25 protein-coding genes and 1 other RNA gene are annotated in these 25968 nt (G+C 55.0%); 11 read left to right on the top strand and 15 right to left on the bottom strand.

Features of this window, described 5'->3' with window-relative positions:
- Window positions 1-93: 93 nt before the first annotated feature.
- Genes ccoP through ccoN form a run of 4 tightly spaced genes read right to left on the bottom strand, consistent with a single transcriptional unit; the run spans window position 94 to window position 3500 of the window.
- Window positions 94-960 (bottom strand): cytochrome-c oxidase, cbb3-type subunit III, encoded by an 867-nt coding sequence (ccoP, locus tag N9C89_RS02140; protein WP_263952189.1) that lies wholly within the window; start codon window positions 958-960, stop codon window positions 94-96.
- Between the two features lie 2 nt (window positions 961-962).
- Entirely contained in the window at window positions 963-1157 is a 195-nt protein-coding gene (locus N9C89_RS02135) for a cbb3-type cytochrome c oxidase subunit 3 (protein ID WP_263952187.1), read from the bottom strand.
- Between the two features lie 8 nt (window positions 1158-1165).
- A complete protein-coding gene (gene ccoO / locus N9C89_RS02130) occupies window positions 1166-1891 on the bottom strand; it encodes a cytochrome-c oxidase, cbb3-type subunit II (protein ID WP_263952185.1) in 726 nt (241 codons plus the stop codon).
- A gap of 13 nt (window positions 1892-1904) precedes the next feature.
- The gene (ccoN, locus tag N9C89_RS02125; protein ID WP_263952183.1) at window positions 1905-3500 is read right to left on the bottom strand and encodes a cytochrome-c oxidase, cbb3-type subunit I; all 1596 of its coding nucleotides are present in this window, start codon (window positions 3498-3500) and stop codon (window positions 1905-1907) included.
- A gap of 186 nt (window positions 3501-3686) precedes the next feature.
- On the opposite strand from ccoN, the gene N9C89_RS02120 reads away from it, so the two are divergent.
- Window positions 3687-4526, top strand: coding sequence for a universal stress protein (locus N9C89_RS02120; protein WP_263952182.1), 840 nt, complete (start codon window positions 3687-3689; stop codon window positions 4524-4526).
- Window positions 4527-4576: 50 nt separating this feature from the next.
- On the opposite strand, the gene fnrL is transcribed toward N9C89_RS02120, so the two are convergent.
- Entirely contained in the window at window positions 4577-5323 is a 747-nt protein-coding gene (gene fnrL / locus N9C89_RS02115; protein ID WP_263952181.1) for a transcriptional regulator FnrL, read from the bottom strand.
- 64 nt (window positions 5324-5387) lie between these two features.
- Between fnrL and hemN the strand changes: the two genes are divergently transcribed.
- Complete coding sequence (gene hemN, locus N9C89_RS02110; RefSeq protein ID WP_263952180.1) at window positions 5388-6743, top strand: oxygen-independent coproporphyrinogen III oxidase; 1356 nt, start codon at window positions 5388-5390, stop codon at window positions 6741-6743.
- Window positions 6744-6748: 5 nt separating this feature from the next.
- On the opposite strand, the gene N9C89_RS02105 is transcribed toward hemN, so the two are convergent.
- The 5 genes from N9C89_RS02105 to N9C89_RS02085 all read right to left on the bottom strand — a co-directional run bounded on the left by N9C89_RS02105 (window position 6749) and on the right by N9C89_RS02085 (window position 13158).
- Window positions 6749-8350 carry an ABC transporter ATP-binding protein gene (locus N9C89_RS02105; protein WP_263952179.1) on the bottom strand — a complete coding sequence of 534 codons (1602 nt, stop codon included), beginning with the start codon at window positions 8348-8350 and terminating at the stop codon, window positions 6749-6751.
- A complete protein-coding gene (locus N9C89_RS02100; protein ID WP_263952178.1) occupies window positions 8347-9453 on the bottom strand; it encodes an ABC transporter permease in 1107 nt (368 codons plus the stop codon). The genes N9C89_RS02105 and N9C89_RS02100 overlap by 4 nt, the downstream gene beginning before the upstream one ends.
- A gap of 1 nt (window position 9454) precedes the next feature.
- Window positions 9455-10552, bottom strand: a complete 1098-nt coding sequence (locus N9C89_RS02095; protein WP_263952177.1) for a microcin C ABC transporter permease YejB — start codon at window positions 10550-10552, stop codon at window positions 9455-9457.
- 9 nt (window positions 10553-10561) lie between these two features.
- Window positions 10562-12466: an extracellular solute-binding protein gene (locus tag N9C89_RS02090; RefSeq protein ID WP_263952175.1), complete on the bottom strand. Its 1905-nt coding sequence runs from the start codon at window positions 12464-12466 to the stop codon at window positions 10562-10564.
- Window positions 12467-12636: 170 nt separating this feature from the next.
- Complete coding sequence (locus tag N9C89_RS02085) at window positions 12637-13158, bottom strand: c-type cytochrome (protein WP_263952174.1); 522 nt, start codon at window positions 13156-13158, stop codon at window positions 12637-12639.
- 120 nt (window positions 13159-13278) lie between these two features.
- Between N9C89_RS02085 and N9C89_RS02080 the strand changes: the two genes are divergently transcribed.
- Together N9C89_RS02080 and N9C89_RS02075 are read left to right on the top strand one after the other, a co-directional pair.
- Complete coding sequence (locus tag N9C89_RS02080) at window positions 13279-14124, top strand: prephenate dehydratase (RefSeq protein WP_263952173.1); 846 nt, start codon at window positions 13279-13281, stop codon at window positions 14122-14124.
- A gap of 102 nt (window positions 14125-14226) precedes the next feature.
- Complete coding sequence (locus N9C89_RS02075; protein WP_263952172.1) at window positions 14227-14580, top strand: VOC family protein; 354 nt, start codon at window positions 14227-14229, stop codon at window positions 14578-14580.
- Window positions 14581-14609: 29 nt separating this feature from the next.
- Here N9C89_RS02075 and N9C89_RS02070 read toward each other — a convergent pair whose 3' ends face one another.
- Both N9C89_RS02070 and nudC read right to left on the bottom strand, forming a co-directional pair.
- Window positions 14610-15086 (bottom strand): SRPBCC family protein, encoded by a 477-nt coding sequence (locus tag N9C89_RS02070; RefSeq protein ID WP_263952171.1) that lies wholly within the window; start codon window positions 15084-15086, stop codon window positions 14610-14612.
- A gap of 42 nt (window positions 15087-15128) precedes the next feature.
- A complete protein-coding gene (gene nudC, locus N9C89_RS02065) occupies window positions 15129-16091 on the bottom strand; it encodes an NAD(+) diphosphatase (RefSeq protein ID WP_263952170.1) in 963 nt (320 codons plus the stop codon).
- 201 nt (window positions 16092-16292) lie between these two features.
- Between nudC and N9C89_RS02060 the strand changes: the two genes are divergently transcribed.
- The 6 genes from N9C89_RS02060 (at window position 16293) to recR (ending at window position 22609) form a co-directional block, all read left to right on the top strand.
- Entirely contained in the window at window positions 16293-18272 is a 1980-nt protein-coding gene (locus N9C89_RS02060; RefSeq protein WP_263952169.1) for a bifunctional 2',3'-cyclic-nucleotide 2'-phosphodiesterase/3'-nucleotidase, read from the top strand.
- Window positions 18273-18375: 103 nt separating this feature from the next.
- An RNA gene (gene ffs / locus N9C89_RS02055) (signal recognition particle sRNA small type) lies at window positions 18376-18474 on the top strand.
- 167 nt (window positions 18475-18641) lie between these two features.
- Window positions 18642-19691, top strand: a complete 1050-nt coding sequence (rsgA, locus tag N9C89_RS02050) for a ribosome small subunit-dependent GTPase A (RefSeq protein WP_263952168.1) — start codon at window positions 18642-18644, stop codon at window positions 19689-19691.
- 130 nt (window positions 19692-19821) lie between these two features.
- A complete protein-coding gene (locus N9C89_RS02045; protein WP_263952167.1) occupies window positions 19822-21606 on the top strand; it encodes a DNA polymerase III subunit gamma/tau in 1785 nt (594 codons plus the stop codon).
- A 58-nt stretch (window positions 21607-21664) separates the two neighbouring features.
- Complete coding sequence (locus tag N9C89_RS02040; RefSeq protein ID WP_263952166.1) at window positions 21665-22009, top strand: YbaB/EbfC family nucleoid-associated protein; 345 nt, start codon at window positions 21665-21667, stop codon at window positions 22007-22009.
- A gap of 3 nt (window positions 22010-22012) precedes the next feature.
- Window positions 22013-22609 (top strand): recombination mediator RecR, encoded by a 597-nt coding sequence (gene recR / locus N9C89_RS02035; protein ID WP_263952165.1) that lies wholly within the window; start codon window positions 22013-22015, stop codon window positions 22607-22609.
- Between the two features lie 66 nt (window positions 22610-22675).
- On the opposite strand, the gene N9C89_RS02030 is transcribed toward recR, so the two are convergent.
- The gene (locus N9C89_RS02030; RefSeq protein WP_263952164.1) at window positions 22676-23434 is read right to left on the bottom strand and encodes a DUF1013 domain-containing protein; all 759 of its coding nucleotides are present in this window, start codon (window positions 23432-23434) and stop codon (window positions 22676-22678) included.
- Between the two features lie 139 nt (window positions 23435-23573).
- Between N9C89_RS02030 and N9C89_RS02025 the strand changes: the two genes are divergently transcribed.
- On the top strand, window positions 23574-24230 hold the full coding sequence (locus N9C89_RS02025; RefSeq protein WP_263952163.1) for a ribonuclease T2: 657 nt from the start codon (window positions 23574-23576) through the stop codon (window positions 24228-24230).
- On the opposite strand, the gene N9C89_RS02020 is transcribed toward N9C89_RS02025, so the two are convergent.
- Both N9C89_RS02020 and N9C89_RS02015 read right to left on the bottom strand, forming a co-directional pair.
- On the bottom strand, window positions 24223-25212 hold the full coding sequence (locus tag N9C89_RS02020) for an NAD(P)H-quinone oxidoreductase (RefSeq protein ID WP_263953262.1): 990 nt from the start codon (window positions 25210-25212) through the stop codon (window positions 24223-24225). The two genes, N9C89_RS02025 and N9C89_RS02020, sit on opposite strands and share 8 nt — an antisense overlap.
- A 15-nt stretch (window positions 25213-25227) precedes the next feature.
- Window positions 25228-25932 (bottom strand): COQ9 family protein, encoded by a 705-nt coding sequence (locus N9C89_RS02015; RefSeq protein WP_263952162.1) that lies wholly within the window; start codon window positions 25930-25932, stop codon window positions 25228-25230.
- Window positions 25933-25968: the final 36 nt, after the last annotated feature.

Below are 25968 nucleotides of genomic sequence, written 5' to 3'. Positions count from 1 at the left end.
CGCCACTTAGTTTTTTTGGTGCCAACCCCCAGGAAACGCGCGAACAGGACGGGCGGTCGGCACCAACCAGAGGTTTCCCTCCGGAACTTGTTGTTATTCGCCGCCGCCCAAGTTGTGGACGTAGAAGGAGACGGCGCGAATATCTGCTTCGGACAAGCGATTAGACCAACCAGGCATAACCCCGTACCGAGCGTTTACGACAGTGTCCGTAAGGGACTCACGATCACCACCGTAAAGCCAGATTGCATCAGTCAGATTCGGTGCGCCTTGACTTCGGTCACCTGTGCCATCTTCTGCGTGACATGCAGAGCAATTATCTTCGTAGACAACCGCTCCAGAGGAAGCGAGCGTTGCGTCATGTTCCTGCCCAGAGATGGACAGCACATATTCAACCACTTGTTCGATTTCCTCATTCTCGAGAATCTCGCCGAACTTGGGCATTTCGGAGTAACGCGCATCGTCGTAGTCTTCGTTGCGGATACCATGGGCGACAGTTTCATAGATCGCCTCGATATCACCCCCCCAGAGCCAGTCATCATCCAGCAGGTTCGGATATCCAACCGCACCAGCCGCACCAGAGCCGTGACACTGTGCGCACCATGTGCGGAATACCGCGGCGCCACCAGCCGTTGCAAAGCGTGTCAGGTCAGCATCGTTTTCAACTTCAGTTAGGTCGGTTGAAACGAGCTTGGCACGGATTTCCGCGTTCGCCTCGTTAAAGGATGCGATATCCTTGGCAACTTCTTCACGAGTGGAATACCCAAGAACCCCCTGAGTTGCTTTGTTCACAAGCGGCCATGCCGGATAGGCGATGGTATAGGCAATGCCCCAAATGATCGTGGCATAAAAAGTCCAGAGCCACCAACGCGGAAGCGGGTTGTTGAACTCTTCGATCCCATCCCAGGAGTGGCCTGTTGTTTCCGGATCTTCGTGTTGTTTTTTGACAGGTTTCTTTGACATGTTCACGCCTCCTTGTTCTGGGCGTTTTGCGGCGCATCGGCCAGCGGAGAATCCTCATGGCGGAACGGTATATCTGCCGTATCGCTATGAACCTTTTTGCTACCGGGACGGAATACCCAGACGAACACCCCTACAAAGAAGAGGAACATCAGGAGCAAGACCCAGCTATCTGCAAATTCACGTAGGATGCTATACATGGTGCCTCCTAGCGGGTTGGGTCGGGTGTAAAGGTCGAGAAATCAACCAATGTCCCCAACATTTGCAAATAGGCGATCAACGCGTCGGTTTCGGAAACGCCGGGCTTGCCGTCAAAGTTCCGTACCTGCGCGCCGGGATAGCGTTCGAGCATATCGTCGTAATCGCTATCCGGATCAGCTTGGGCCATGAAGTCGGCCTGCGCATTTTCCAACATCTCTTCGGTATAAGGCACGCCAACCATCTTATGAGTTTTTAGAAGGTCACCGATGTATTTGCCGTCAAGAAGCTTGTCTTCAAGGAAGCCGTATTTAGGCATGATCGATTCCGGCACAACCGATTGAGGGTCGCGCAGGTGATCGACATGCCACTCATCCGAGTAGCGGCCGCCGACACGAGCGAGGTCTGGCCCCGTCCGCTTTGACCCCCACTGGAACGGGTGGTCATACATGCTTTCCGCTGCCAGAGAATAGTGTCCGTAACGCTCTACTTCGTCGCGCATTGGACGGATCATCTGGCTGTGACAGACATAGCACCCTTCACGAATGTAAACTTCGCGGCCCGCCAATTCGAGCGGAGAGTAAGGACGCATGCCTTCAACGTCTTCAATCGTGTTTTCCAGATAGAACAGCGGAGCGATTTCCACGATCCCCCCGACCGACACGACCAAGAGGCTGCCGACCAGAAGGGCTGTTGCGTTCTTTTCCAGAAACTTGTGTTTGTCGAGAATTCCCATTTCTGAATCCCCCTTATTCTGCCGGTGCCATTGCGGCGGCGGGCTTAGGCTCGCCTTTCGCAACAGTCATCCAAAGGTTATAGGCCATGATCAGCGAGCCAACGAGGAACAGAACCCCACCAAGGCCACGCACAACCAACATCGGGAACTTCGGTCCGAGAGTGTCGGCGAAAGCGTTCACAAGGAAGCCTTGCGCATCAACTTCACGCCACATCAGACCTTCCATAATGCCGGTGACCCACATGGACGCCGCATAGAGAACGATACCGATTGTCGCCAGCCAGAAGTGCCAGTTAACAAGCTTGAGGCTATAGAGACCGGTTTTGTTCCACAGTTTCGGGAAGAGATAGTAGAGCGCACCGAAGGTGATCATACCGTTCCAGCCAAGCGCACCAGAGTGCACGTGCCCGATAGTCCAGTCGGTGTAGTGGCTGAGAGAGTTCACAGCTTTGATCGACATCATCGGACCTTCGAAAGTGGACATGCCGTAGAAACCGATCGACACAACCATCATGCGGATAATCGGGTCGGTGCGGAGTTTGTCCCATGCGCCTTGCAGCGTCATCAGACCGTTGATCATACCACCCCAGCTTGGCATCCAGAGAATGACCGAGAAGACCATACCGAGTGTCGAAGCCCATTCCGGCAGCGCAGTATAGTGAAGGTGGTGTGGACCAGCCCAGATATACAGGAAGATCAGCGCCCAAAAGTGGATGATCGACAGCTTGTAAGAGTACACAGGGCGCTCTGCTTGTTTCGGCACGAAGTAGTACATCATGCCAAGGAAGCCCGCAGTCAGGAAGAAGCCCACCGCGTTGTGGCCGTACCACCATTGTGTCATCGCATCCTGAACACCAGCAAAGAGCTGTACCGAGCGCGAACCGAAGATCGAAACCGGGAGGCTCAGGTTGTTGACGATGTGAAGCATCGCAACAGTGACGATGAAGCCGAGATAGAACCAGTTCGCAACATAGATGTGCTTTTCTTTGCGGTTCATAATCGTGCCGAGGTACACCACAAGATAGGCAACCCAAACGATTGTGAGCCAGATATCTACATACCACTCAGGCTCTGCATATTCTTTGGACTGGGTAGCACCGAGAAGGTAGCCCGTCGCGGCGAGAACAATAAATAGGTTGTACCCCCAAAAAACGAACCACGCCAGATTTCCACCCCAAAGACGTGCGGCAGACGTACGTTGAACAACGTAAAAGCTTGTACAAATCAGCGCGTTGCCACCAAAGGCAAAAATAACCGCCGATGTATGGAGCGGGCGAAGACGGCCAAAGTTGGCGTATCCTTGGGCCCAATCAAAGTTCAGGACAGGGAAAGCAAGCTGAAACGCGATGAACGTACCGACCAAAAAACCGACGACACCCCAGAACACCGTGGCAATCGCGCCTGCCCGGATAACACCGTCCATATAACCGGTCGGGGTTGGCGGTTTTGGATCGCCGGTTTTGCGAACGGACCACAAAAACAGCCCCCCCGCGACAAGCATGACCAGTATGGCATGCACCTGATATGCAAAATCACGTGCATAGTTTGCGGCTATGGCGGCAAGTACCGTCACGAGCGCAAGCACGATCAGCTTAAGATAGTCCCACATTTTGTGTCCCTTCGTCCTTTCCCGACGCGATTCTAGCGCTCGGGTGCGTTCTTTGATCTCGGTATGTTTGCGAGCGTACTCACTCGCTTTGATCCATGTCAATTTTTACCATAGTATTGGTTGATCGAGGTCAATGTGACACAAAAGCAAATTTTATATTTTGCAGACAGAATGAAGGAGACATTTATGTCGTATAAATCAATTCTCTGTATTGCCTCAGCCCCAGCCACATGCGCAGCTGCGCTCGATTATGCCTGTGCATTGGCTAATCAGAACGAGGCTCATCTCGATGTTCTAAACCTCGGCGTAGACCGCACCCAAACGGGATATTACTACGCCGGCGCCAACGCTCTTATTCAACAAGAGACAATTGAGCGCGCCAGCGCGGATGCCAAGGAAGTTGACGAATGGGCGCGCAAACGCCTTGAGGGCGAGACTTTCCCTTGGGCCGCAGAACAAGCCGTCGTTCAAATTTCCGGACTCAATCGCGTTGCTGCTCATCGCGCGCGATTCGCGGATGCTGTTGTATTGCCGAAACCCTATGGTGAGGCGCGCGACAGCGTAGACGAAGGTTTGGTCGAAGCCGCCCTGTTTGAAGGGAACGCGCCAATAATCGTTGTGCCAGATGCTCCCAAAGCTCTCGGCGCGCCGAAGAATGTTGTGATCGGCTGGAACGAAAGCGTTGAGGCGCTTAACGCGGTTCGCGCTGCAATGCCGTTTTTGCTCGAGGCCGACCAAGTGAATATCGCCGTGATTGATCCGCCAACACACGGGCCAAACCGTTCCGACCCCGGCGGGTTGCTTTCACAACTGCTGTCTCGACACGGCATCCATGCCGAAATCTCGGTTCTGGCAAAATCGATGCCTCGCGTCGGGGATATCATGCTGCGTCACATCAGTGACCAGAACGCAGACATGCTGGTTATGGGCGCCTACGGGCACTCGCGCTTCCGCGAAGCAGTCTTGGGCGGCGCAACCCGCTATATGCTTGAAAACGCAGAAGTTCCGGTCTTCATGCGTCACTAATCACGCTTGGGTCGGGCAAGAAATTGCCCGCCCGCACTCATCGCGCGAGTTTAGATCGGCAATCCACCGTCGGCGTCATCACCGGACTCAAGCACCAGCTTTTGGAAATCCGGCACAATGATGTGACGCTTGCCTTGAAGTTCGATTAAACCGTCTTTCTTCAGAGCGGAAATCTGGCGGCTTACTGTCTCGAGTGTAAGTCCGAGGTAGTCGGACATTGCCTCTCGCGTAAGCGGCAGGTCGAAGCTCATCGAATCGCCAACGGTCTGGGTCGCAAGCATCGAGTTGCGGCGGGCGATAATTGCCAGCAGGCTGGCGATCTTTTCACGCGCGGTTTTGCGGCCAAGTAATAGCATCCACTCGCGCGCGGCATCCAACTCGTCCAACGTCATTTGCAAGAGTCGCTGCGCAACACGCGGAGTGGTCGAAACTAGTTCCTCAAACGGCTTCTTACGAAAACAACACATCACAAGATCGGTTGTTGCCACCACATCATAAGGCGCCGAATCGCGCCCTGGGCGACCGACAAAATCTGAAGGCAGAAGCAACCCGACCATCTGTGTGCGCCCGTCTTCGAGCGTTTGCGTTAGCGAGGCAATTCCAGACACCACCGACGCCACAAAATCCATACGGTCACCAGACCATACCACCGTTTGGCCAGCTTCAAAGCTGCGGTAGTACTTCATTTCTTCAAGCAGAATGAGTTCTTCGGTCTCGCAGTGTGCACAAACCGCGCGCTTCCGAATGGGGCAATCGCCGCATTTATTGAAGTTTTTCGTCAGGTCAGGTGCAAACATTAAGACGTCCGGTAATTGATATGTGTCAAAGTATGTGACCTTAACGGGGTCTATAGATACCCGCATGGAAACGAATATACAACTTGCCCGACACGGCCTTTTTGACGCGCGTGTCCCCCGCTACACAAGCTATCCGACATCACCGCATTTCGCGGGGAATGTTGGGCCTGATCTGTTTGCAGATTGGATTGGTGCGATCCCCGAAGGTGGTCAGATTTCGCTCTATATCCACGTGCCTTTCTGCCGTCGATTGTGTTGGTTCTGCGCTTGTCGTACGCAAGGCACATCATCGGATGCGCCTGTACGCGCTTATCTTGAAACGCTCAAAGCCGAGATCGAGATTCTGCGCTCCCGCCTTCCAGAAGGCGTCACTCTTGAGCGACTGCATTGGGGCGGCGGCACGCCAACGCTTCTGGCACCCGATATGATGACAGAACTGGCCGAGGCAATCTATTCCGTTGCGCCTCTTGCTGAGGATGGCGAGTTTTCGGTTGAGATCGACCCTAACGAAATCGACGGTGCGCGCCTTGATGCCCTTGCCGCCGCAGGCCTGAACCGCGCTTCTATTGGTGTGCAGGATTTTGATCCTGAAATTCAAAAAGTCATCGGACGCGAGCAAAGTTACGAGCTTACCGCCGAAGCCGTTCACGCGATTCGCGCGCGTGGCGTGAAGTCGCTCAACACCGATATTCTCTATGGCCTGCCATATCAGACTCCCGAGAAAATCACCGAAAGCGTCCAGAAGCTTCTCTCGCTCGCACCTGATCGCGTGGCGCTCTACGGTTATGCCCACGTTCCATGGATGGCGCGCCGTCAGACCATGATCCCAGAAGAAGCGCTGCCAAGCGCCGAGCAACGGCTTGGGTTGTTTGAAACCGCGCAGAAGCTCTTTAAATGGGACGGCTATGATGAAATCGGTATCGACCACTTTGCGCTACCGAGCGATAGTTTGAGCATTGCCCAGAAAGCAGGGCGCCTGCGCCGCAACTTCCAAGGCTATACCGAGGACACTTCTGAAGTTCTTGTCGGGCTTGGCGCTTCGTCAATTTCAAAGTTCCCGCAGGGTTATGCGCAAAACGCTTCTGCCACATCGCAACACACAGCCGCCATTCGCGCGGGCGGGTTCTCCACCAAGCGCGGGCATCGCTTTACCGCCGAAGACAAACTCCGCGCGCGTCTGATCGAAGCTTTGATGTGTGATTTCGTGGTCGACGCCGCCGAAATTGCTTCCGAGCGCGGGTTAGCCAAAGCAGAGGTTGAGAAGCTAGTCGCTCCGGTTGCCGCACAGTTTAGCGATGTTGTGAGCTACAAGAACGGACGTCTTGAGGTTCCACCATCCACTCGTCCGTTGACACGGGTGATTGCACGCGGCTTTGACGCCTACGAACTCTCGAAAACCGGCCATAGTTCCGCCGTGTAAAACGATTATCGCGCGACGTTCAGGTCAAGGGCCGCCTTGATGAGCGTGCGCGTATATTCGGTCTGCGGATTGTCGAAAATCTGCTCCCGCGTGCCGGCCTCTACAACATCACCCTGCTTCATCACCACAACATTGTGGCTCAAGGCGCGCACGACCTTGAGGTCGTGGCTGATGAACAGGTAGCCAAGCTGATAACGATTTTGCAACTCGCGCAGGAGCGCAATGATTTGCTGCTGTACGGTACGGTCAAGCGCACTTGTCGGCTCGTCCAGCACAACCAATTTGGGACGCAAAATCATAGCGCGTGCAATCGCGATCCTCTGGCGCTGCCCACCGGAGAACTCATGCGGGTAACGATCGATCGTTGCCGGATCAAGCCCCGTCTCGCGCATGATGTCCTGCACCAATTCGCGCGGGTCGCGTCCTTTACCGACGTCATGGATCGCAAGCCCCTCTGCAATAATCTCGCCCGCTGTCATTCGCGGCGAAAGCGAACCGAACGGGTCTTGGAACACGATCTGCATATCCTTACGCAGCGGGGTGATATCGCGGCTCTTGAGCGCATCAATCGCGCGGCCATCAAATTCGATACCGCCTTCCGACTGAATGAGCCGCATAATCGCCAGCGCCAGCGTCGTTTTGCCAGAGCCGGATTCGCCCACAATCCCCAGCGTTTCGCCCGCACGCACCGAAATACTCGCTGCATTCACCGCCTTTACATGGCCCACCGTGCGCTTGAGCAGACCGCGATGGATCGGGAACCAAATACGCAGATCATCCGTCCGCACCAACGTTTTCGCATCAGGCGCAACAGGCTCCGGTGCGCCGCTCGGCTCCGCATTCAGAAGCATTTGCGTATAGGGATGTTGCGGATTGTCAAAAATCTCTAGCGTCGGTCCAGTTTCAACAATCTCGCCATCCTTCATCACACACACACGATCCGCGATCTTGCGCACAATGCCAAGGTCGTGGGTGATGAACAAAAGGCTCATCCCCTCGCTTTTCTTGAGGTCCGCAAGCAATTCTAGGATCTGGGCCTGAATGGTCACATCAAGCGCGGTTGTTGGTTCGTCCGCGATCAGGAGTTCTGGCCCGTTCGCAAGCGCCATCGCGATCATCACACGCTGACGTTGCCCGCCGGAAAGCTGGTGCGGATATGCGTTCAACCGGCTCTCTGGGTCGTGAATACCCACCTTGGTCAACAGCTCAATAACCGCGTCGCGCGCCGCGTCACCTGTTTTTCCCTGATGGAGCAAAATACCTTCGGTAAGCTGCTTTTCAATGGTGTGAAGCGGGTTGAGAGAGGTCATCGGCTCTTGGAAAATGAAGCTGATATCATTGCCTCGCACGCGGCGAAGCTCTTTCTCGCTCGCGCCAATCATTTCGCTGCCGAGGTACTTCGCGGAGCCGCTCACTTCTGCGTTATCCGACAAAAGCGATACCGTGGACAGCGCAGTGATGGACTTACCAGAGCCGGACTCCCCCACAAGAGCCACGGTTTCGCCCTCATCAACGTGGAAAGAGACCCCCTTCACGGCTTCTTTGCTTACGCCTTCCTGACGGAAGCTGATCCGCAGGTCTTTGACCTCAAGCGCGCATTTTGTCATTGAAACACCTTCCGTGGGTCAAACGCATCGCGGATGCCTTCAAAGATAAAGACCAAAAGCGACAGCATAATCGCAAAGGTAAAGAATGCCGTGAACGCCAACCATGGCGCTTGTAGGTTCTGTTTTGCCTGCTGGGTCAATTCACCCAAAGATGGTGCCGAAGGTGGCAAACCATAGCCAAGAAAATCAAGCCCCGCCAGACCGCCAATCGCTCCCGTAATGATAAACGGCAGAAGCGTCAGCGTCGCAACCATCGCATTGGGTAGCATATGGCGGAACATAATCACACGATTTGACACGCCCAGCGCCTTGGCGGCGCGGACATATTCAAAGTTGCGCGCGCGCAGGAATTCCGCCCGCACCACGCCAACCAGCGCCGGCCAGCCAAACAGCACCGAAACAAAGACAAGAAGCCAGAAACTTCGCCCCAGTATCGAGAACAGGATGATAATCACGTAAAGGCTCGGCGTTGCGCCCCAGATTTCCAAAAGCCTCTGGAAAATGAGGTCTGTACGCCCGCCGAAATACCCCTGAACCGCACCAGCAATAATACCGAGCACAGAGGAAGCGCCAGTTACAATCAGCGCAAAGAATACCGAGAGCCGGAAACCATAGATCACTCGCGCTAACACATCGCGCTTGGTGTCGTCTGTACCGAGCCAGTTGTAGCTATCTGGCGGTGACGGTGCGGTTCCCGGGCGATCAACGGGGTTGCTGTAGCTGTTCGGAATAAGCGGCCAGATCATCCAACCACGATCGATTTTCTCGCCATCAATCACACCATCCTTGGCGTCTTCGATAAGCTCTTCGGGGCGGTCGAAACAGTCAATATTCCCGCCCGTTGCAATCAGGCATTCCTGCCCTTCCCATGCATAATCCGCCTCGCCCGGAAGATCGCCACCGAATTGCGTTTCGGGATAAAACTTGAAGATCGGCATGTAATATTCGCCCTGATACTTCACGAGGATCGGGCGATCGTTGGCAATGAACTCAGCAAAGCACGACGCAATGAAGAGGAACGAGAAGATGATAAGCGAGTAGAACGCGCGTTTATTACGGCGGAAGTTACTCCAGCGGCGTTGATTAAGCGGAGAAAGTTTCACGTCAGCTTCCCCGCGATTCAAAGTCGATGCGCGGATCGACGAACACATACATCAAGTCCGACAAGATGCCGATCACGAGGCCAATAAGCCCGAAGAAGAAGAGCGTGCCGAACACCACCGCATAGTCGCGTGAAACGGCGGCCTCAAATCCGAGACGGCCAAGACCGTCAAGCGAGAATATGGTCTCGATAATAACAGAGCCGGTAAGGAAGATACTGATGAACAGCCCTGGAAAACCCGAGATCACAATCAGCATAGCATTGCGGAATACGTGGCCATACAGCACACGGCTTTCCGAAAGCCCCTTGGCGCGGGCCGTGATGACATATTGTTTGCGGATCTCGTCAAGGAAGCTGTTCTTCGTCAGGAGCGTAAGGCCCGCAAAGGCAGAAATGGTGCTGGCGATAATCGGCAACGCCATATGCCAGAAGTAATCCGCGATTTTCATTGGCCAACTCAAATCGGCCCAATTGTCAGATACGAGCCCACGCAGCGGGAAGATCTGCCAATAGGAGCCCCCTGCAAACAGAACGATCAAAAGTATCGCAATCAAGAAACCTGGAAGCGCATAGGCGACGATGATCAAGCCACTTGTCCAAGTATCAAAAGAGCTTCCGTCCCGTACAGCCTTGCGAATTCCAAGCGGTATGGAAATGCAATAAGCAATCAGAGTGGACCAAAGCCCAAGCGAAATTGAAACGGGCAGCTTGTCTTTCACAAGTTCAAGAACTGGTTTGTCTTGGTTGTAACTCTCGCCAAAATCAAAGCGGATGTAGTTCCACATCATACTGAAAAAGCGCTCGACCGGAGGTTTATCAAAGCCGAACTGCCGCTCTAGCTCTGCGATTGCTTCGGGCGGCAAACCTCGTGCTCCGATGTACTTGCTCTCAAAGCCCCCGCCGACGTCGGATTCCTGAAACCCCGCGTCTCCTCCACCGCCAGAGATGGTTGCAAATGCGTCGCCCTCCCCTTCGAGTTCAGCGAGGATTTGTTCAATCGGCCCGCCAGGCACAAATTGAACGAGCGTAAAGTTCACTACCATTATCCCGAACAACGTCGGAATAATCAGCAAGAGCCTTCGGAGTATGTAAGCGCCCATTGTGGTTCCCTATTTCAGCGCGCCCGAGGCCTTGAGCTTGGCCTCCTTTTCGGCGTCCTGCCACCAGAAGTCGAGGTATCCGAAATCAAAGGGCGGCAGGTCTTCGGGATAGGCGTACTTATCGTAATAGGCAATCGTATGAACGTCTTTGTACCATTCTGGCACCCAAATCCGCTCAACCCGCAACACACGATCAAGCGCGCGGACCGCAACATGCAGCTCCTCGCGGGTTTTGGCCGCCTTGATAATGTCGATGAGCCGATCCGTCGCCTCGCTACTGAAACCGGTTGGGTTAAAAATCGAAACTTCTGCTGTTTCGCTGCCCCAACGCTGCTCTAGGCCATCGCCCGGCTCGTATCCACCGCCAAGGTGCGACGTGATAATATCGTAATCAAACGTCTGACGCCGCTCGGAAAACTGCGGGAAATCCACGCGATTGAGCGAGGCATTCACACCAAGTTTTTTGAGGTTATCGACATAGGGCAGGATCACGCGATCAAAGGTCGGAGAGCGCTCGAGGAATTCAACGTCAAGCGTCTGTCCCTGTGCGTTGCGGCGCAAACCGTCATTGCCAACAACCCAGCCAGCCTCATCCAAGAGTTGTGAGGCGCGGCGCAGGTTGGTGCGATCAAGTTGTCGACTTCCAGAGACAGGCGCCATCGGCACTTCGTCGTCAAACACTTCAGGGCGCAAAATATCGCGCATCGGCTCGAGCAGCGCCAATTCCTCGCCTTCGGGCAAACCTGTGGCCTGAAGCTCGGAGTTCTCCCAGAAGGAATTCACCCGTGCATAGAGCCCGTAAAACAGCGTTTCGTTGGACCATTCGAAATTGAACATCAGGCCAATTGCTTCGCGGACACGGATGTCCTGAAACTTTTCACGACGCAAGTTGAATACAAATGCCTGACCAGAGGCGATATTGCCGTCAGGAAGCTCAGCCTGAACAACATTGCCATTCTTCACGCCCGGAAAATCATATCCCGTTGCCCATTGTTTGGAAGAGTTTTCATTGCGGAAATGAACAACGCCTGATTTGAATGCCTCGAACGCGGCTGTCTGGTCACCGAAATATTCAATGCGAATTCGATCGAAATTGTTTCGGCCTTTGTTGATCGGCAAATCCGCACCCCAATAATCTGGGTTCCGCTCGTATACAAGCCGACGGCCAACATCCATATCCGCGCGCATGTAAGGGCCAGAGCCTGGAGGTGTTTCAAGGCGGCTCTCATCGAGAATAGCGCCGGTTTCTTCAAACCAAGCCGCTTTGAAAATCGGAAGGCCGCCTACGTTCTCAATAACATCGCGCTTTTCGATTCCGTCCTTAAAGGTGAACTTGATCGAATGCGGTGAAAGAACTTCGGCGGATTCAACCTGCTTGGCGAGGATCGTGCGATAAGAGGTCAGCCCTTCCTTTAGGAAAAGGTTGTAAACGAAGAATACGTCATCCGCCGTTACAGGCGTGCCGTCGGAGAACTTCGCCTCTGGGCGCATGTGGAACACAACCCAGGCCTTATCCTCTGGGTATTCGAGCCGTTCAGCAAGAAGCCCATAGGAGCTTCCGATTTCGTCGGCTGTTCCTGCTAACAGCGATTCATACATTACGGTCGACAGTGCGCCGCCCGTCCCTTTGCGCGAATATGGGTTCATGGAGTCAAAGCTGCCCACAACAGCGAGCGACATTTCCCCGCCCTTCGGGGCGTCTGGGTTCACATAATCGAGATGTTCAAAGTCGGCTGAATATTTCAACTCACCAAAAGTCGAAACGCCGTAGGAGGAAATGACCTTTTCATCGGCCTGCGCAAAAGCCGCGCCAAGAAGAGCAACCAAACTGGCAACTACGAATGTCCAGAATTCCAACTGCCTAAGTCTGTTTGTTTTCGGGACTACTCTGGCAACTGCACTTGGCTTGGACATGTTCTCTCCTCCGAACGCGTTTCTTTTTATGTAGCGTTTGGGATAGCCTAATTACCATCGGCAAACATTCAAGTTGAGAATACGTGAACACTTCGTGTTTTTGCCGATAAACACGAAAAAGGGCTGCTCCCAGCGGAAACAGCCCAAAATCAGATCAATTGTTCAGCAGCTTAGCCGCCGATTGTTTGCATATACGCAATCAGGTTGGCGCGGTCTTGGGCCTTTTTCAAACCAGAGAAGCCCATTTTTGTTCCTGGTGCATAGCCTTTTGGATTCTCAAGGAAGCCGTCGAGCGCCTCAGGTGTCCAGTTTCCTTCCATGCCTGTTAGGACGTCGGAATAGGAGAAGCCTGCAACCGAAGCGATGTCACGGTCAACAGCACCATAGAGGTGTGGGCCTGTGCCGTTCGCGCCATCTTCGATTTTGTGGCACGCCTTACATTTGCCGAAGACTTTTTCGCCTTTACCTGCGTCAGCAGTAGCAAGCAGCTCTTCGAAGGTCGGGCCGTCATCGGCAACTTCGGCAACGTCGCTGCCACCGGTTTCAATCAGGTAACCCTGTGCAGCGTGATCGTCACCATGGCCACCGCCAGTGTGATACAGCGCTTCCGCAGCCCAGCTCCCAAGAAGGAAGAAAAGAAGAGCGCCACAAAATGCGCCCAGAATTTTAGTCATAGTCATTGTGTCGAACATGTCGCGTTCCATCTCGATCGAAGTTTGTCGATGTGTAGCCCCTTCCATATGCAAAGAGCAAGATGTAGTTACCGCGACCAATCGCCCTTTTTAGGAAAACCGCCCCGGAGACCCTGTTTTATGACAAAACGTATCGCATTTCAGGGGGAACCCGGTGCTTATTCGCATCAGGCTTGCCGGGAATCACGCCCCGATTACGAGCCTTTGCCCTGCCCGACCTTCCAATCTGCCATCGAAGCGGTGCGCCGTGGCGACGCTGATTTGGGCATGATTGCGGTTGAGAACTCCACTTACGGGCGCGTAGCCGATGTTCATTCATTGCTCCCATCAAGCGGGCTGCAAATCATCGGCGAGGCCTTTGTACGGGTAAACATCAACCTCATGGCGCTGCCCGGAACCAAACTTGCGGATGTGAAGCGCGTCCGCTCGATGGGAATTTTGCTTGGCCAATGTCGCACATTTTTGCGCGACAATGACATCGACACGCTGAACTGGTCGGATAATGCCGCCGCCGCGCGCGAGATTGCTTCTCTTGGCGATCCTGCCGAGGGCGCGCTTGCAAGTGAGTTGGCTGCGGAGATTTACGGGCTGGATGTTTTGGCTCGAAACATCGAGGACGAGGGCAACAACACCACGCGATTCCTAATTATGGCGCGCGAGGCCGACCTAACCCGCCGCGGCAAACACGGGATGATTACGAGCTTCGTGTTCCGCGTCCGCAACATTCCTGCTGCGCTCTATAAAGCTATGGGCGGATTTGCCACCAACGGCGTCAACATGACAAAGCTTGAAAGCTACATGGTCGGCGGCAAATTCACGGCGACACAGTTTTATGCCGAGATCGAAGGCCATCCCGACGATCGCAACGTAAAACTTGCACTTGAGGAGCTGGACTATTTCACGGACCACATCGGCTTGATGGGGGTGTTCCCTGCCGATCCGCGCCGCAACCAGACCCACGGATAGCAACGCAAACGCCGCGCAACCAAATTGCCCACTGTGGCTTGGCGGCAGCGGCGTTTCCATTAATGACGCAAGTCTCTATGTTACGGCGAACAGGAGGCGCATATGGCAGTCCGTCGGATCGTTGCAAACATCAAAACAGACAAGCCGAGCAAGGTGCAAACCTTCTATAAAGAGCTATTCGACCTAACTGTGCTGATGGATTTCGAATGGATCATCACGCTTGGCACCGACGAACACTGTTCGCCTCAAATCAGCTTGATGAACGAAGGCGGCTCGGGTGCTCCCGTTCCGGATTTATCCATCGAAGTTGATGACGTTAACGCCACATTTGCCCGCGCCAAGGAGTTGGGCTTTGACATCGTCTATGACCTAACTGATGAGCCATGGGGCGTTCGGCGGTTTTTTGTTACAGACCCAACTGGCAAGAGCCTCAACATTTTGTCACACACGACTTGAGCGCATACTTCTCTGACCCGCTTACGCAGCTAAGAAGGTGACATCGCGTTGTATCGATCTTCGATATCCTGCGCGACCTGACCAACACGCCTTCTAAAGCGGCGATAAATTTTGGCTCGTGTGAGCTTTGCAGTCTGTAGCAATAGCCGTGCAGTTAGCGACTTGGCGCGTGTATCAACACAGACAGTGAGCCTTGTGCGTGTTCGCGACAAGGGGACCAGATCAATGATCATGTCACCTTCAAGCCCACCAACAGCGCCATTCACAAGATACCCCTGCGCAGGGTCAATACGCACCAAAGCTGCCTTAAGCCGCCTATCGCGCCCGCGATAATTGAACTTGGCATCCCAGCTCCGCTCAGGTTCGCCTTTCTCGGGATCACCTGTTTCGACACCCACATCGATTCCCCGCCGAAACGCAAGACGCTCAAACGCAGGGAAATCTGAAACGGCCTGAAAAACAACGCTCAAGGGGGCTTCGATATCTTCTCGGCTCTCAAGTTTCATGGCGACCTTCGCGTTCCAACCCTATTGCGTGCCTTTTTTGCGTCATTCCAGCCTGTCTGCAAGCCAATTTACAATCATGAAATGCGCGATCGACCCAACACGCGGCGCATAGATTTCCGCGTTTTCGCCGGCAACTATCGCCGCCATCTCCTCGCGCGTGACCCAACGGGCGTCTTCGATTTCAACAGGATCGATAACGATGTCTTCGTTCTCGGCGAACCCGTGACATCCGATCATGAGTGAGGACGGAAACGCCCACGGCTGGCTGGCAAGATAATCAACGCGACCGACGCGAATGGCGGTTTCTTCAAAGACTTCGCGGCGCACGGCGGCCTCAATCGGCTCTCCTGGCTCGACAAATCCGGCAAGTGTTGAATACATCCCTTCCGGCCAAAACGGGCTGCGGCCAATTAAGAGTTTGTTGCCGCGCGTCACCAACATAATCACGACGGGATCGGTGCGCGGAAAATGCGGCGCGGAACAAGCCGGACAGTTCCGTTGCCAGCCGCCCACTGCCATAACCGAAGGCGCCCCACATTTTGCGCAAAACTTGTGGCTCGCGTGCCAGTTCAACAGCGCCTTAGCTGTTGATAGCAATTCAGCGGAACGCGGGTCTAAAACCGACATGATCGCGCGTAACTCGGCAAGGATCGCGCCCTCACCACATGGTGTGCATGCCTGCTCGCTGGCATCGAAATTATCACCAACTGTGGCAAGATCTTGCTGCTCAGGTTCCCATGAAGAAACATCGGTTGCGAAGATCGCGCGGTCTCCTTCAAGCCCAAGGAACAGATACTCCCCAGTGCTGTTCTCAAGAAACGGATGCCCGCACTCAAGCCGAAGCGCCGCTCCCCGCGCATCCTCATGCACCAAAACTTTGCCGCGCCATATTGGAAGGATATCACCCTTAGCACGAAGCGCCTCAAGCTTATCTGTGTCCGCGCGCAATTGAGCGGCACGGTCAAGTTTGGAGCCGCCAAATACGACCTGTTCTGAGATTTTCACCGCCCGCTTGCTCCTGTCAGTTCGGCGGTACAATCGTGTCTCGCATCAGGAATGACAAGAGACGTTGCAGAATAATCATAGTTGAACAAAATAGCGTATGCACAACTTAAAGTTGATTGCGGTAGTCGCCCAATTTTGAGAATTGTTATTTCCGTGTCATGCTCACCCGATATTTGAAGTCCACATTTCGGGAGAATTTTCATGACATACACAAAACAAACACCCCTTAGCCGGCGTCATTTTCTCGCTGGCGCCGCCGCAGGAACAACAGTGCTTACACTCCATCCCTACTCCGTACATGCAGCGTCAAATCAAGCGCATTTGCGGATTATGGAAACGACTGACCTGCATGTTCATGTGTACCCATACGATTACTATTCGGACAAACCGATAGATACAGTTGGCCTTGCCCGTACGGCCGCACACATCGTGGATATCAGGAACGAGGCAACAAACTCGATCCTGCTCGACAACGGAGATTTCCTACAAGGTAACCCGATGGGCGATTACATCGCATATGAACGCGGCATGGCCGAAGGAGATATGCACCCCGTTATCGCGGCGATGAATGCAGTTGGCTTTGATGCCTCTACGCTTGGCAACCACGAATTCAACTACGGCCTTGATTTCCTGATGAAATCTCTAGCGGGGGCGAACTTCCCGATTGTGTCGGCCAATGTGGTAACAGAGCGTGGCGCTTCTCCGCGCGAGGATAAAACGCTGCTCAAGCCTTACGTGATCCTTGACCGCATGGTGACAGACGGCGCAGGCGCGGAGCATTCGATCAAGATCGGTATGATCGGCTTTGTGCCACCTCAAATCATGAACTGGGATCGCCGTCATCTAGAGGGCAATGTCTCGACCCGCGACATCCTCGAAGCTGCTCGCGCCTATGTGCCGGAAATGAAAGAGGCTGGAGCCGACATTATCATCGCGCTGAGCCATTCCGGCATCGGGTCTGCAGATGAAACCGAACTTATGGAAAACGCATCCGTGCCGCTGGCCCAAGTCGAGGGAATCGACGCGATCATGACCGGCCACAGCCACCTTGTATTCCCCAGCTCGCGCTATGAAGGGTTTGCAGGTGTCGACGCCGAAAAGGGCACTATTCATGGCAAGCCCGCAGCAATGGGCGGCTTCTGGGGAAGCCACCTTGGCGTAATTGACCTCATGCTCGAAAATTCGGGCGGCGAGTGGAAAGTCGCGGCCAGCGCGAGCGAAGCCCGCCCGATTTCCAAACGCAACGAAGACCGCTCAATCACCCCGCTTGTGGAAAGTCAGGATTTCGTGCTGGCCTCTGTTGCCAAGGACCACGAAGAGACCCTCGCCTATGTTCGTCGTGCGGTTGGTAAAACCAGCGCACCGCTTCACAGCTATTTCGCGCTAGTGGCGGATGACCCTTCGGTTCAGATCGTCTCTATTGCCCAGAAATGGTATATCGAAGAGATGCTGAAGGGCACCGAGCACGAAGGGCTTCCGGTACTTTCGGCTGCCGCTCCATTCAAAGCGGGTGGTCGCGGCGGGCCAGAGTATTACACCGACGTTCCCGCTGGCGACGTTGCAATCAAAAACGTGGCCGACCTGTATCTCTATCCGAATACCGCCCGCGCGGTTCGGGTAACGGGCGCGCAACTCAAAGACTGGCTCGAGCGCTCTGCGGGAATGTTCAACCAAGTCGAGGCTGGCAAGGCGGATCAGGTTCTGCTCAACCCCGAGTTCCCGAGCTACAACTTCGATGTGATCGACGGTGTGAGCTATCAGATTGACCTGTCGCAGCCATCGAAATACGGCCCGAAAGGCGAGCTTGAAGCGCCAGATGCGAACCGCATCGTTGACCTCTCATATGATGGCGCACCTGTCACGCCAGATCAGGAGTTCATCATCGCCACCAACAACTACCGCGCAAGCGGCGGCGGTGATTTCCCTGGAGCGAAGGGCGACACCATCGTGTTCGAAGGGCCAGACACCAACCGCGACGTCATCGTGCGCTATATCGTCGAACAGGGAACGATCAACCCTTCCGCCGATGGCAACTGGTCGTTCAAACCACTCGCCGACACCAGCGTACTCTTTGATACCGGACCAAAGGCCAAAGACTACCTCGATGATCTGACCACGCTGAACATTGAGGCCGCAGGCGACGGACCAGACGGTTTTGCACGCTTCCGCATCACGCTCTGAAGCTTAATTCAAACGAAAAATGCAAAGGGCGGCGCGCAAGCCGCCCTTTTTCCGACCACCGACAGGGCTTGAATAACGTCGCGACTCGGACTATCTGGTGGGTCGAGAGGTTGGCGCGGGCGAACGCCTCGCCAACTCGGTCAGGTCCGGAAGGAAGCAGCCGTAACGAGTACCGTTTGGGTCGATGTCCAATCTCTCACCTAAGTTCAGACATGAGCAACTTTCAGAAGGAGGCCATTTTTCATGAGTGTTACATGCCTCCGGGCCTTCGCGCGCTGACGCGGGGCCGCCGCTTTTCCCCAATCTTTACCTCACACTTCGTGAGCGGTTGCCGTTATAGTAAAGCAACTGCCCGAAACGGGATTCAAAATGTCTGAAGAAAACACTCTCTCCGATCTTGGATGGTCGCATCATTTCCAATCGCAACTCACCGACGAAGACGCGGGCGCGCGCCCCATGCGCGTATCCGAAGTACACCGCAGTAGCCTAACGGCACTTGATGCTGACGGCGCACATTTCATCGTCTTTTCCGCACAGATCACCTCCGGCGATGTTGCCGTGGGGGACTGGATACTCGTCGAAGCGGATGCGGATCGCATCATCCGTGTACTTGATCGCAAATCACACTTATCACGCCGCGCCGCAGGGCCCGAATTGCGCGAACAGCTTGTGGCGGCCAATGTCGATACGCTGTTCATCGTCACGTCCTGCAACGCGGATTTCAACGAAGCGCGTCTTGAGCGGTTCATTTCGATGGCGTTCGAAGCCAACGCGACCCCGATCATCGTCATCACGAAGGCGGATCAAACGGATGACAACGGCGCAGATTATGTGCGCCGCGCCGAGAAGCTCTCTCTTGGCCAAGTTGCGATCCCTATCAATGCCAAAGACCCCGCCGACCTAGAACGGTTAATGAGTTGGTGTGGCCCAAAAGAAACCATTGCCCTTCTTGGCTCTTCGGGTGTGGGCAAAACCACGATCACCAACGGCATTGCAGGCACAAGTGAAGCAACCTCCGACATCCGCGAGGATGACGCCAAAGGCCGCCACACCACAACGGCGCGGTCGCTGCATCGCATTGATGGCGGTGGCTGGCTGGTGGACACACCAGGCATGCGGGAGTTCGGTTTGTTCGAAGCCGCAGATGGCATCAACGCAGTTTTTCAGGATGTGCTTGAGTTTGCAGAGAACTGCAAGTTCCGCGATTGCGCTCATGAAAGCGAGCCGGGATGCGCGGTGCGGGCGGCGATTGAACGTGGTGAACTTGACGCGGATCGGCTGGAGCGTTGGCGCAAGCTACAGCGAGAGGATGCCCATCAAAGCGAAACAATCGCCCAATCCCGCAAGCGCGGCAAAGACTTTGCGCGCATGGTCAAAGACGTGAAGAAAGTTAAACACCGCAAATACCGCGGCGATTAACGTCTTTTCGCCTATGGCCTCCGATGGAATACGCGGAGGCCAATCCGCCTGCTGTAAACAAATTTCCATCACGGCGCTGGACGTTCAACGGCCACCCCTTTAACCTGCATTCGACACAAACGGGGGTTCCATGAGCGACAGCGAAGCCAGTCAGCAAAGCGGCAGTAAATATCAGGTTCTGGCGCGGAAATACCGCCCTGAAGTCTTTGCCGATCTCGTTGGCCAAGACGCCATGGTCCGCACCCTCAAAAACGCATTTGAAGCGGACCGGATCGCGCAAGCCTTTATCATGACCGGTATTCGCGGCACGGGGAAAACCACCACCGCGCGGATTATTGCAAAAGGGATGAACTGTATCGGCCCGGACGGCACAAGCGGCCCGACAACAGAGCCTTGCGGCGAATGCGAGCACTGCGTTGCCATCATGGAAGGCCGCCACGTTGACGTGATGGAGATGGACGCCGCCAGCCGCACGGGCGTCAACGACATTCGCGAAATCATCGAAAGCGTCGCCTATCGCGCCGCTTCTGCCCGCTATAAAATCTATATCATCGACGAGGTGCACATGCTCTCGACGAGTGCGTTTAACGCGCTCCTCAAGACCCTCGAAGAGCCGCCAGAGCATGTGAAATTCATCTTTGCGACAACCGAAATCCGCAAGGTTCCGGTAACTGTTCTGTCTCGCTGTCAGCGGTTTGACCTGCGCCGGATCGAACCGGAAGTGATGATCGCACTGATGCGCAAAATAGCAAAATCAGAGGGTGCCGAGATTTCCGACGACGCACTCGCGCTTATCACGCGCGCCTCCGAGGGCTCTGTGCGGGATGCGACCTCGCTTTTGGATCAGGCGATTGCGCATGGCGCAGGTGAAACCACCGCCGATCAGGTACGCTCAATGTTGGGTCTTGCCGATCGTGGACGGGTGCTTGATCTTTTTGACATGATCGTACGCGGTGATGCGGCCTCTGCCCTCGCGGAGCTATCAGGCCAATACGCCGATGGTGCCGATCCGATGGCCGTTCTGCGCGATTTGGCGGAGATCACTCATTGGGTTTCCGTGATTAAGATCACCCCAGAAGCCGCCGAAGACCCAACCGTCGGGCCGGACGAGCGCAATCGAGGGCAGGCCATGGCCGAAAAGCTCCCCATGCGCGTGATGACGCGGATGTGGCAGATGCTCTTGAAAGCACTTGAAGAGGTTTCCGCCGCGCCCAACGCGATGATGGCCGCCGAAATGGCCGTGATCCGTCTGACTCATGTTGCAGACCTACCGACATTCGGCGAATTGATGAAACAGGTCTATGATGCGCCAAGCTTCCCGCCCAGCGGTGGCGGTGGCGGTGGCGGCCACGCAATCTCGAATGGCGCACCAACCAACGCTGGCGCAACTCAAGCTGTCTCGCCTTCCTCTGCGGGCAGCGAAACCCGCATGATTGCAGGCGGCGGCGCAGTTACGGATAATTCGCCCGAAGCAGCACTTGCGCATTACGGCAGCTTCCGGAAGGTCGTGGACCTTATCAGTGCAAGCCGCGATGGATTGCTGAAGGTCGAGATCGAGAAATACATACAGCTTGCGAATTACTCTCCCGGCCGCATCGAGTTCCAACCAACCGATGATGCACCGCGAGACCTTGCCCAACGGCTCGGCCAAAAACTTCGCGCACTAACGGGCGTTCGTTGGGCGGTTACATTGGTGAACGAAGGCGGCGCGCCGACGATAGAGCAAGTCCGCGACGCCAAAGAGCTTGAAACCAAAGCCAAGGCCGAGGCGCACCCGCTGGTTCAGGCGGTGCTCACCAAATTCCCTGGTGCGGAGATCGCCAAGATCCGTACTCTCGAAGAAATCACAAAAGAAGCGGCGGAATCTTCGCTGGCCGAAGTTGAGGACGAATGGGATCCTTTCGAGGACCAATAGCCTTGCACCCCGCCTCACAGGCCCCTATCTCGGGGGCAACGGAATAAGGAGAAATACAATGTTCAAAGGTCTCGGCGGCATGGGCGACATGGCCAAGATGATGAAAGCTGCGCAGGACATGCAAAGCAAAATGGGCGAGATGCAAGAAGACCTTGCTTCGATCACTGTCACTGGCGAAAGCGGCGCGGGGCTTGTCAAAGCAACAGCAACCGCGAAGGGCGAACTCACCGGCCTTGATATCAACCCGCAAATCTTTGACCCGAACGAGAAAGAGGTCGTCGAAGACCTGATCCTTGCCGCTATCAAAGACGCTCAGGTTAAAGCCGCAGAGCGGACACAGCAGGAAATGGCAAAACTCACCGAAGGTCTTGGCCTTCCGGCCGATATGAAGCTGCCGTTCTAAACCGTGACAGAAAACAGCACCCGCGACATCGAACATCTGATCGACCTCATGGCAAAACTGCCAGGGTTGGGGCCGCGTTCGGCCCGACGTGCGGTGCTACACTTGATCAAAAAGCGTGGCCTTGTGATGGCCCCGCTTGCCCAGGCGCTGCAAACGGTCTCCGAAACCGCGCGCGAATGCGTAACCTGCGGCAATATCGGCACCGAAGATATCTGTGACATCTGCACAAGCCCCAAACGCGCCACCGGTCAAATCTGTGTGGTCGAGGATGTGGCTGACCTTTGGGCAATGGAGCGCGGCAAAGCATTTGCGGGGCGTTATCACGTTCTTGGCGGAACGCTCTCTGCCCTTGATGCGGTAGGGCCGGACGAACTGCGCATTCCCAAGCTGGTGTCGCGGATTGCGGACGAAGGTATCACCGAAGTGATCCTTGCCCTCAACGCCACAATCGATGGCCAGACAACCGCGCATTATATCGCCGATCAACTCGGCGACGTGACTGTTACCTCACTTGCGCAGGGCGTGCCGATTGGCGGCGAATTGGATTACCTTGACGACGGAACTATTCAGGCCGCTCTGAACGCACGAAAATCATTCTGATCACCAGCCAAAGAAAAACCCCGCTCCAGATGGAACGGGGTCAATTCTTTTGCATTGGCAACCTGATTAAGGCTGCTCGTCGTCCGTGCCGCTTTCAGGCAGGTTAAAGAACGCATCTGCATCTGGCAGGTTCTCTTCTTTTTCATCGGCCTCGTCATCTTCGCGTGGATCACCAGAAAGGCTGAAAGTCTCAAGACCTTCAATCGCGGTTGGAATACGTGGCTCGGCTTCCATACCAAGGCTCTGCTCAGTAGAGACAAGCTTGCGGCGCTCATCATCCGACATCACGTCGCCTTCTTTGGCGCGTTTGGCGGCGGCCTTTTGAACAGCAAGGTCAAGCTCGCTTTGCTTACATAGGCCAAGCGCAACAGGGTCGATCGGCTGGATGTTTGCAATGTTCCAGTGTGTCCGCTCACGAATTGCCTGAATTGTTGGCTTGGTTGTACCGACAAGCTTGGAAACCTGACCGTCTGTAAGCTCTGGGTGGAACTTCACCAGCCAAAGAATAGACGCAGGACGGTCCTGACGCTTGGACAGCGGCGTATAGCGCGGACCACGGCGCTTTTCCTCGCCAGCAGCGGCTGCATAAACCTTGAGCTTCAGTTTGTGCAGCGGATCGGCTTCGCCCTTTTGAATTTCTTCTGCGGTGAGCTGGTTGTTAGCGATCGGGTCAAAGCCCTTCACGCCTGCGGCCACGTCGCCATCGGCGATGCCCTGAACCTCAAGCTCGTGAAAGCCACAGAAATCTGCAACCTGCTTGAACGTCAGCGTTGTGTTGTCCACAAGCCAGACTGCTGTTGCGCGCGCCATAATCGGTTTGGCCATGATGCATCTCCTTCAATACTCTTCCCGAAAAACACGCCTTCCCTACGCCCTGAAATGGGCAACCCTTATTCGGGCGGGCTCTCGTTGTCGGGGAACTTGATCCGTATATAGTGCGCTTGAAGCGAAGAGGAAAGAGTAAATGCGCAATCTCCTGATCCTGCTCCTGTTCGGGATAATACCAGCAGCACACACAGCCAAGGCGGACAGTAACGCAGCGGGCGAGTTTCATTACTATATCCTGTCACTGAGTTGGTCACCAAATTGGTGCCTACGTGAAGGAGACGACCGCGATAGCCCACAATGCGAACCGCGCGCGGACGAGGAAACAAAACTCGGCTGGATTTTGCACGGGCTTTGGCCGCAATTTGAAGAAGGTTGGCCGCAGTATTGCCAAACCGCGCATCGCCCACCAAGCCGTGCAGACACAGCAAAAATGGCAGATATCATGGGGACTTCCGGCCTTGCGTGGTACCAGTGGAAGAAGCACGGCACCTGTGCGGGAAAGCCTTCGGACAGCTATTTCTCAATGGCGAGAGAGGCTTATGACAGTATAAACCGCCCCGAAGTCCTGCGGAAATTGCCGCGCACAGTAAAGCTCCCCGCACGCGTTGTTGAGGAGGCATTTCTTGAAGCCAACCCCCAGCTCACATCCGATATGATAACAATCACCTGTAAAGCAGGGCAGATACAGGAAGCGCGCATCTGCCTGACCAAGACCCTAGAGCCGCGGACCTGCGGGATGGATGTTCTTCGCGATTGCACGCAAGACGACGCGTTGATGGCCCCGCTTAGGTAGCGTCAATCTTCAGCACAATTTTGCCGATATGGGCCGAACTCTCCATTCGTTCGTGCGCCTTTTCGGCTTCCGCCAGTGCAAACTCCGAATCCATCACAGGCGCAATTCGGCCGCTTTCCAATAGCGGCCAAACCTTGTTGCAAAGGTCTTCTGCGATACGCGCCTTGGCCAAATCGCTCTGCGGACGCAGCGTACTTCCCGTTAGTGTTAGCCGCCGCGTCATCACGGGCATCATGTTCACTTCGGTTTTGAAGCCTTGCAAAAAGGCGATCTGAACAAGGCGACCGTCCTCGGCCAGTGATTTGATATTTCGGTTGATATAGTCGCCACCAACCATATCAAGGATCAAATCCGCGCCACCCTCGCCGCGCATCACCTCTACGAAATCCTCGTCACGATAGTTGATCGCCCGCTCCGCGCCGAGTTTCTCACAGGCCGCGCATTTCTCTGCATTTCCAGCAGTTGCAAACACCCGCGCACCAAAGACATTGGCCAGCTGAATTGCGGTTGTGCCGATGCCCGAACTGCCGCCATGTACCAAGAACCGCTCTCCAGCTCGCAAGCCGCCGCGCATGAACACATTGCTCCAGACAGTGAAGAAAGTTTCCGGCAAACAAGCCGCCTCGCGCAGACCCAATCCAGAAGGAACAGGAAGGCAATGCGCCGCAGGGGTCACCACATATTCGGCATATCCACCCCCCGGTAAAAGCGCGCAAACAGAATCACCCACAGCGATTCCCGAAACGCCTGCCCCCACCGCGACAACTTCTCCGGCCCCCTCAAGACCAGGCAAATCACTGGCGGTTGGCGGCGGATTGTAAAGCCCCGCGCGTTGTAGTGCGTCAGGCCGGTTCACGCCTGCATAGGCAAGCCGGATCACCACATCGCCAGCGTCTGGAACAGGCACGGGCCGTTGGGTAAGGCGCAATTTATCTGGGCCGCCATGCTCAGAAATCTCGACCGCGCGCATCGTCTTGGGCAGTGTCATGCTCTGTCTCTACTCTGTTGTATCCTGCGGTGCCCATGTGCCGGGCAAATCTTGCGTACGCGCTTTTCTTGGAGCTTTTACACCCGACAAAACCGCTGCCGGGCCTGCCCAAAGGCGGCTCAAAACGGGGTGCTTGCGCACATTGGCTTTCAGCTTTTCAAACTGCATAACATTCTCGATCCGCCGATCCAGAAACGCCCATGTCGCCGCGCTGTCGGGGCTATCATCACCAAGCCAATACAAAACAGTAGAGCCGTAAACACCTGAAAGAGTTGCTCTTTTTGTGTACCAATTCACATCATCTGATGTATCGCCCAATGCGTTCCAAATCGCATCGCAGGTACCCCAAACAAGCTTGCTTCCCGTTCCTGCATTTTGCGGCAAGGCAAAAAGTGCAGAGCCTTTACGCACGGCATCTTTATCTTCAACCGCTTCAATCCGAAGCCTTACCGCGAAAGCGATCTTATCCCGAAACCGCAGCTCGGCCATGTCGGCCTCGGCAATACGGCGCAACATTTCCTGATCGCCCGCCTTGTGAAACGCCGCCGCCAGATCAACACCCGCGTTGGGATAGAGTTCCTTAGCAACCGCCGGATCAACACCCGCGTCTTTGGCGGCCTCTGCGAGGGTTGCTTCGCTCCAGCCATCAAACACCACATGCGGGATCGCTGCGGCCAGAAGTTGCTCTTTTAATCCGGTTGTTTCACCCGACATGCTCGGCTCCTCATTCGGTTACTGCCATGAGTAGAC

Source organism: Halocynthiibacter sp. SDUM655004 (assembly GCF_026015885.1).
GTDB lineage: Bacteria > Pseudomonadota > Alphaproteobacteria > Rhodobacterales > Rhodobacteraceae > Falsihalocynthiibacter > Falsihalocynthiibacter halioticoli.
The sequence above is the reverse complement of the archived record's forward strand: the minus strand, read 5'-3'. Positions and strand labels throughout refer to the sequence as shown.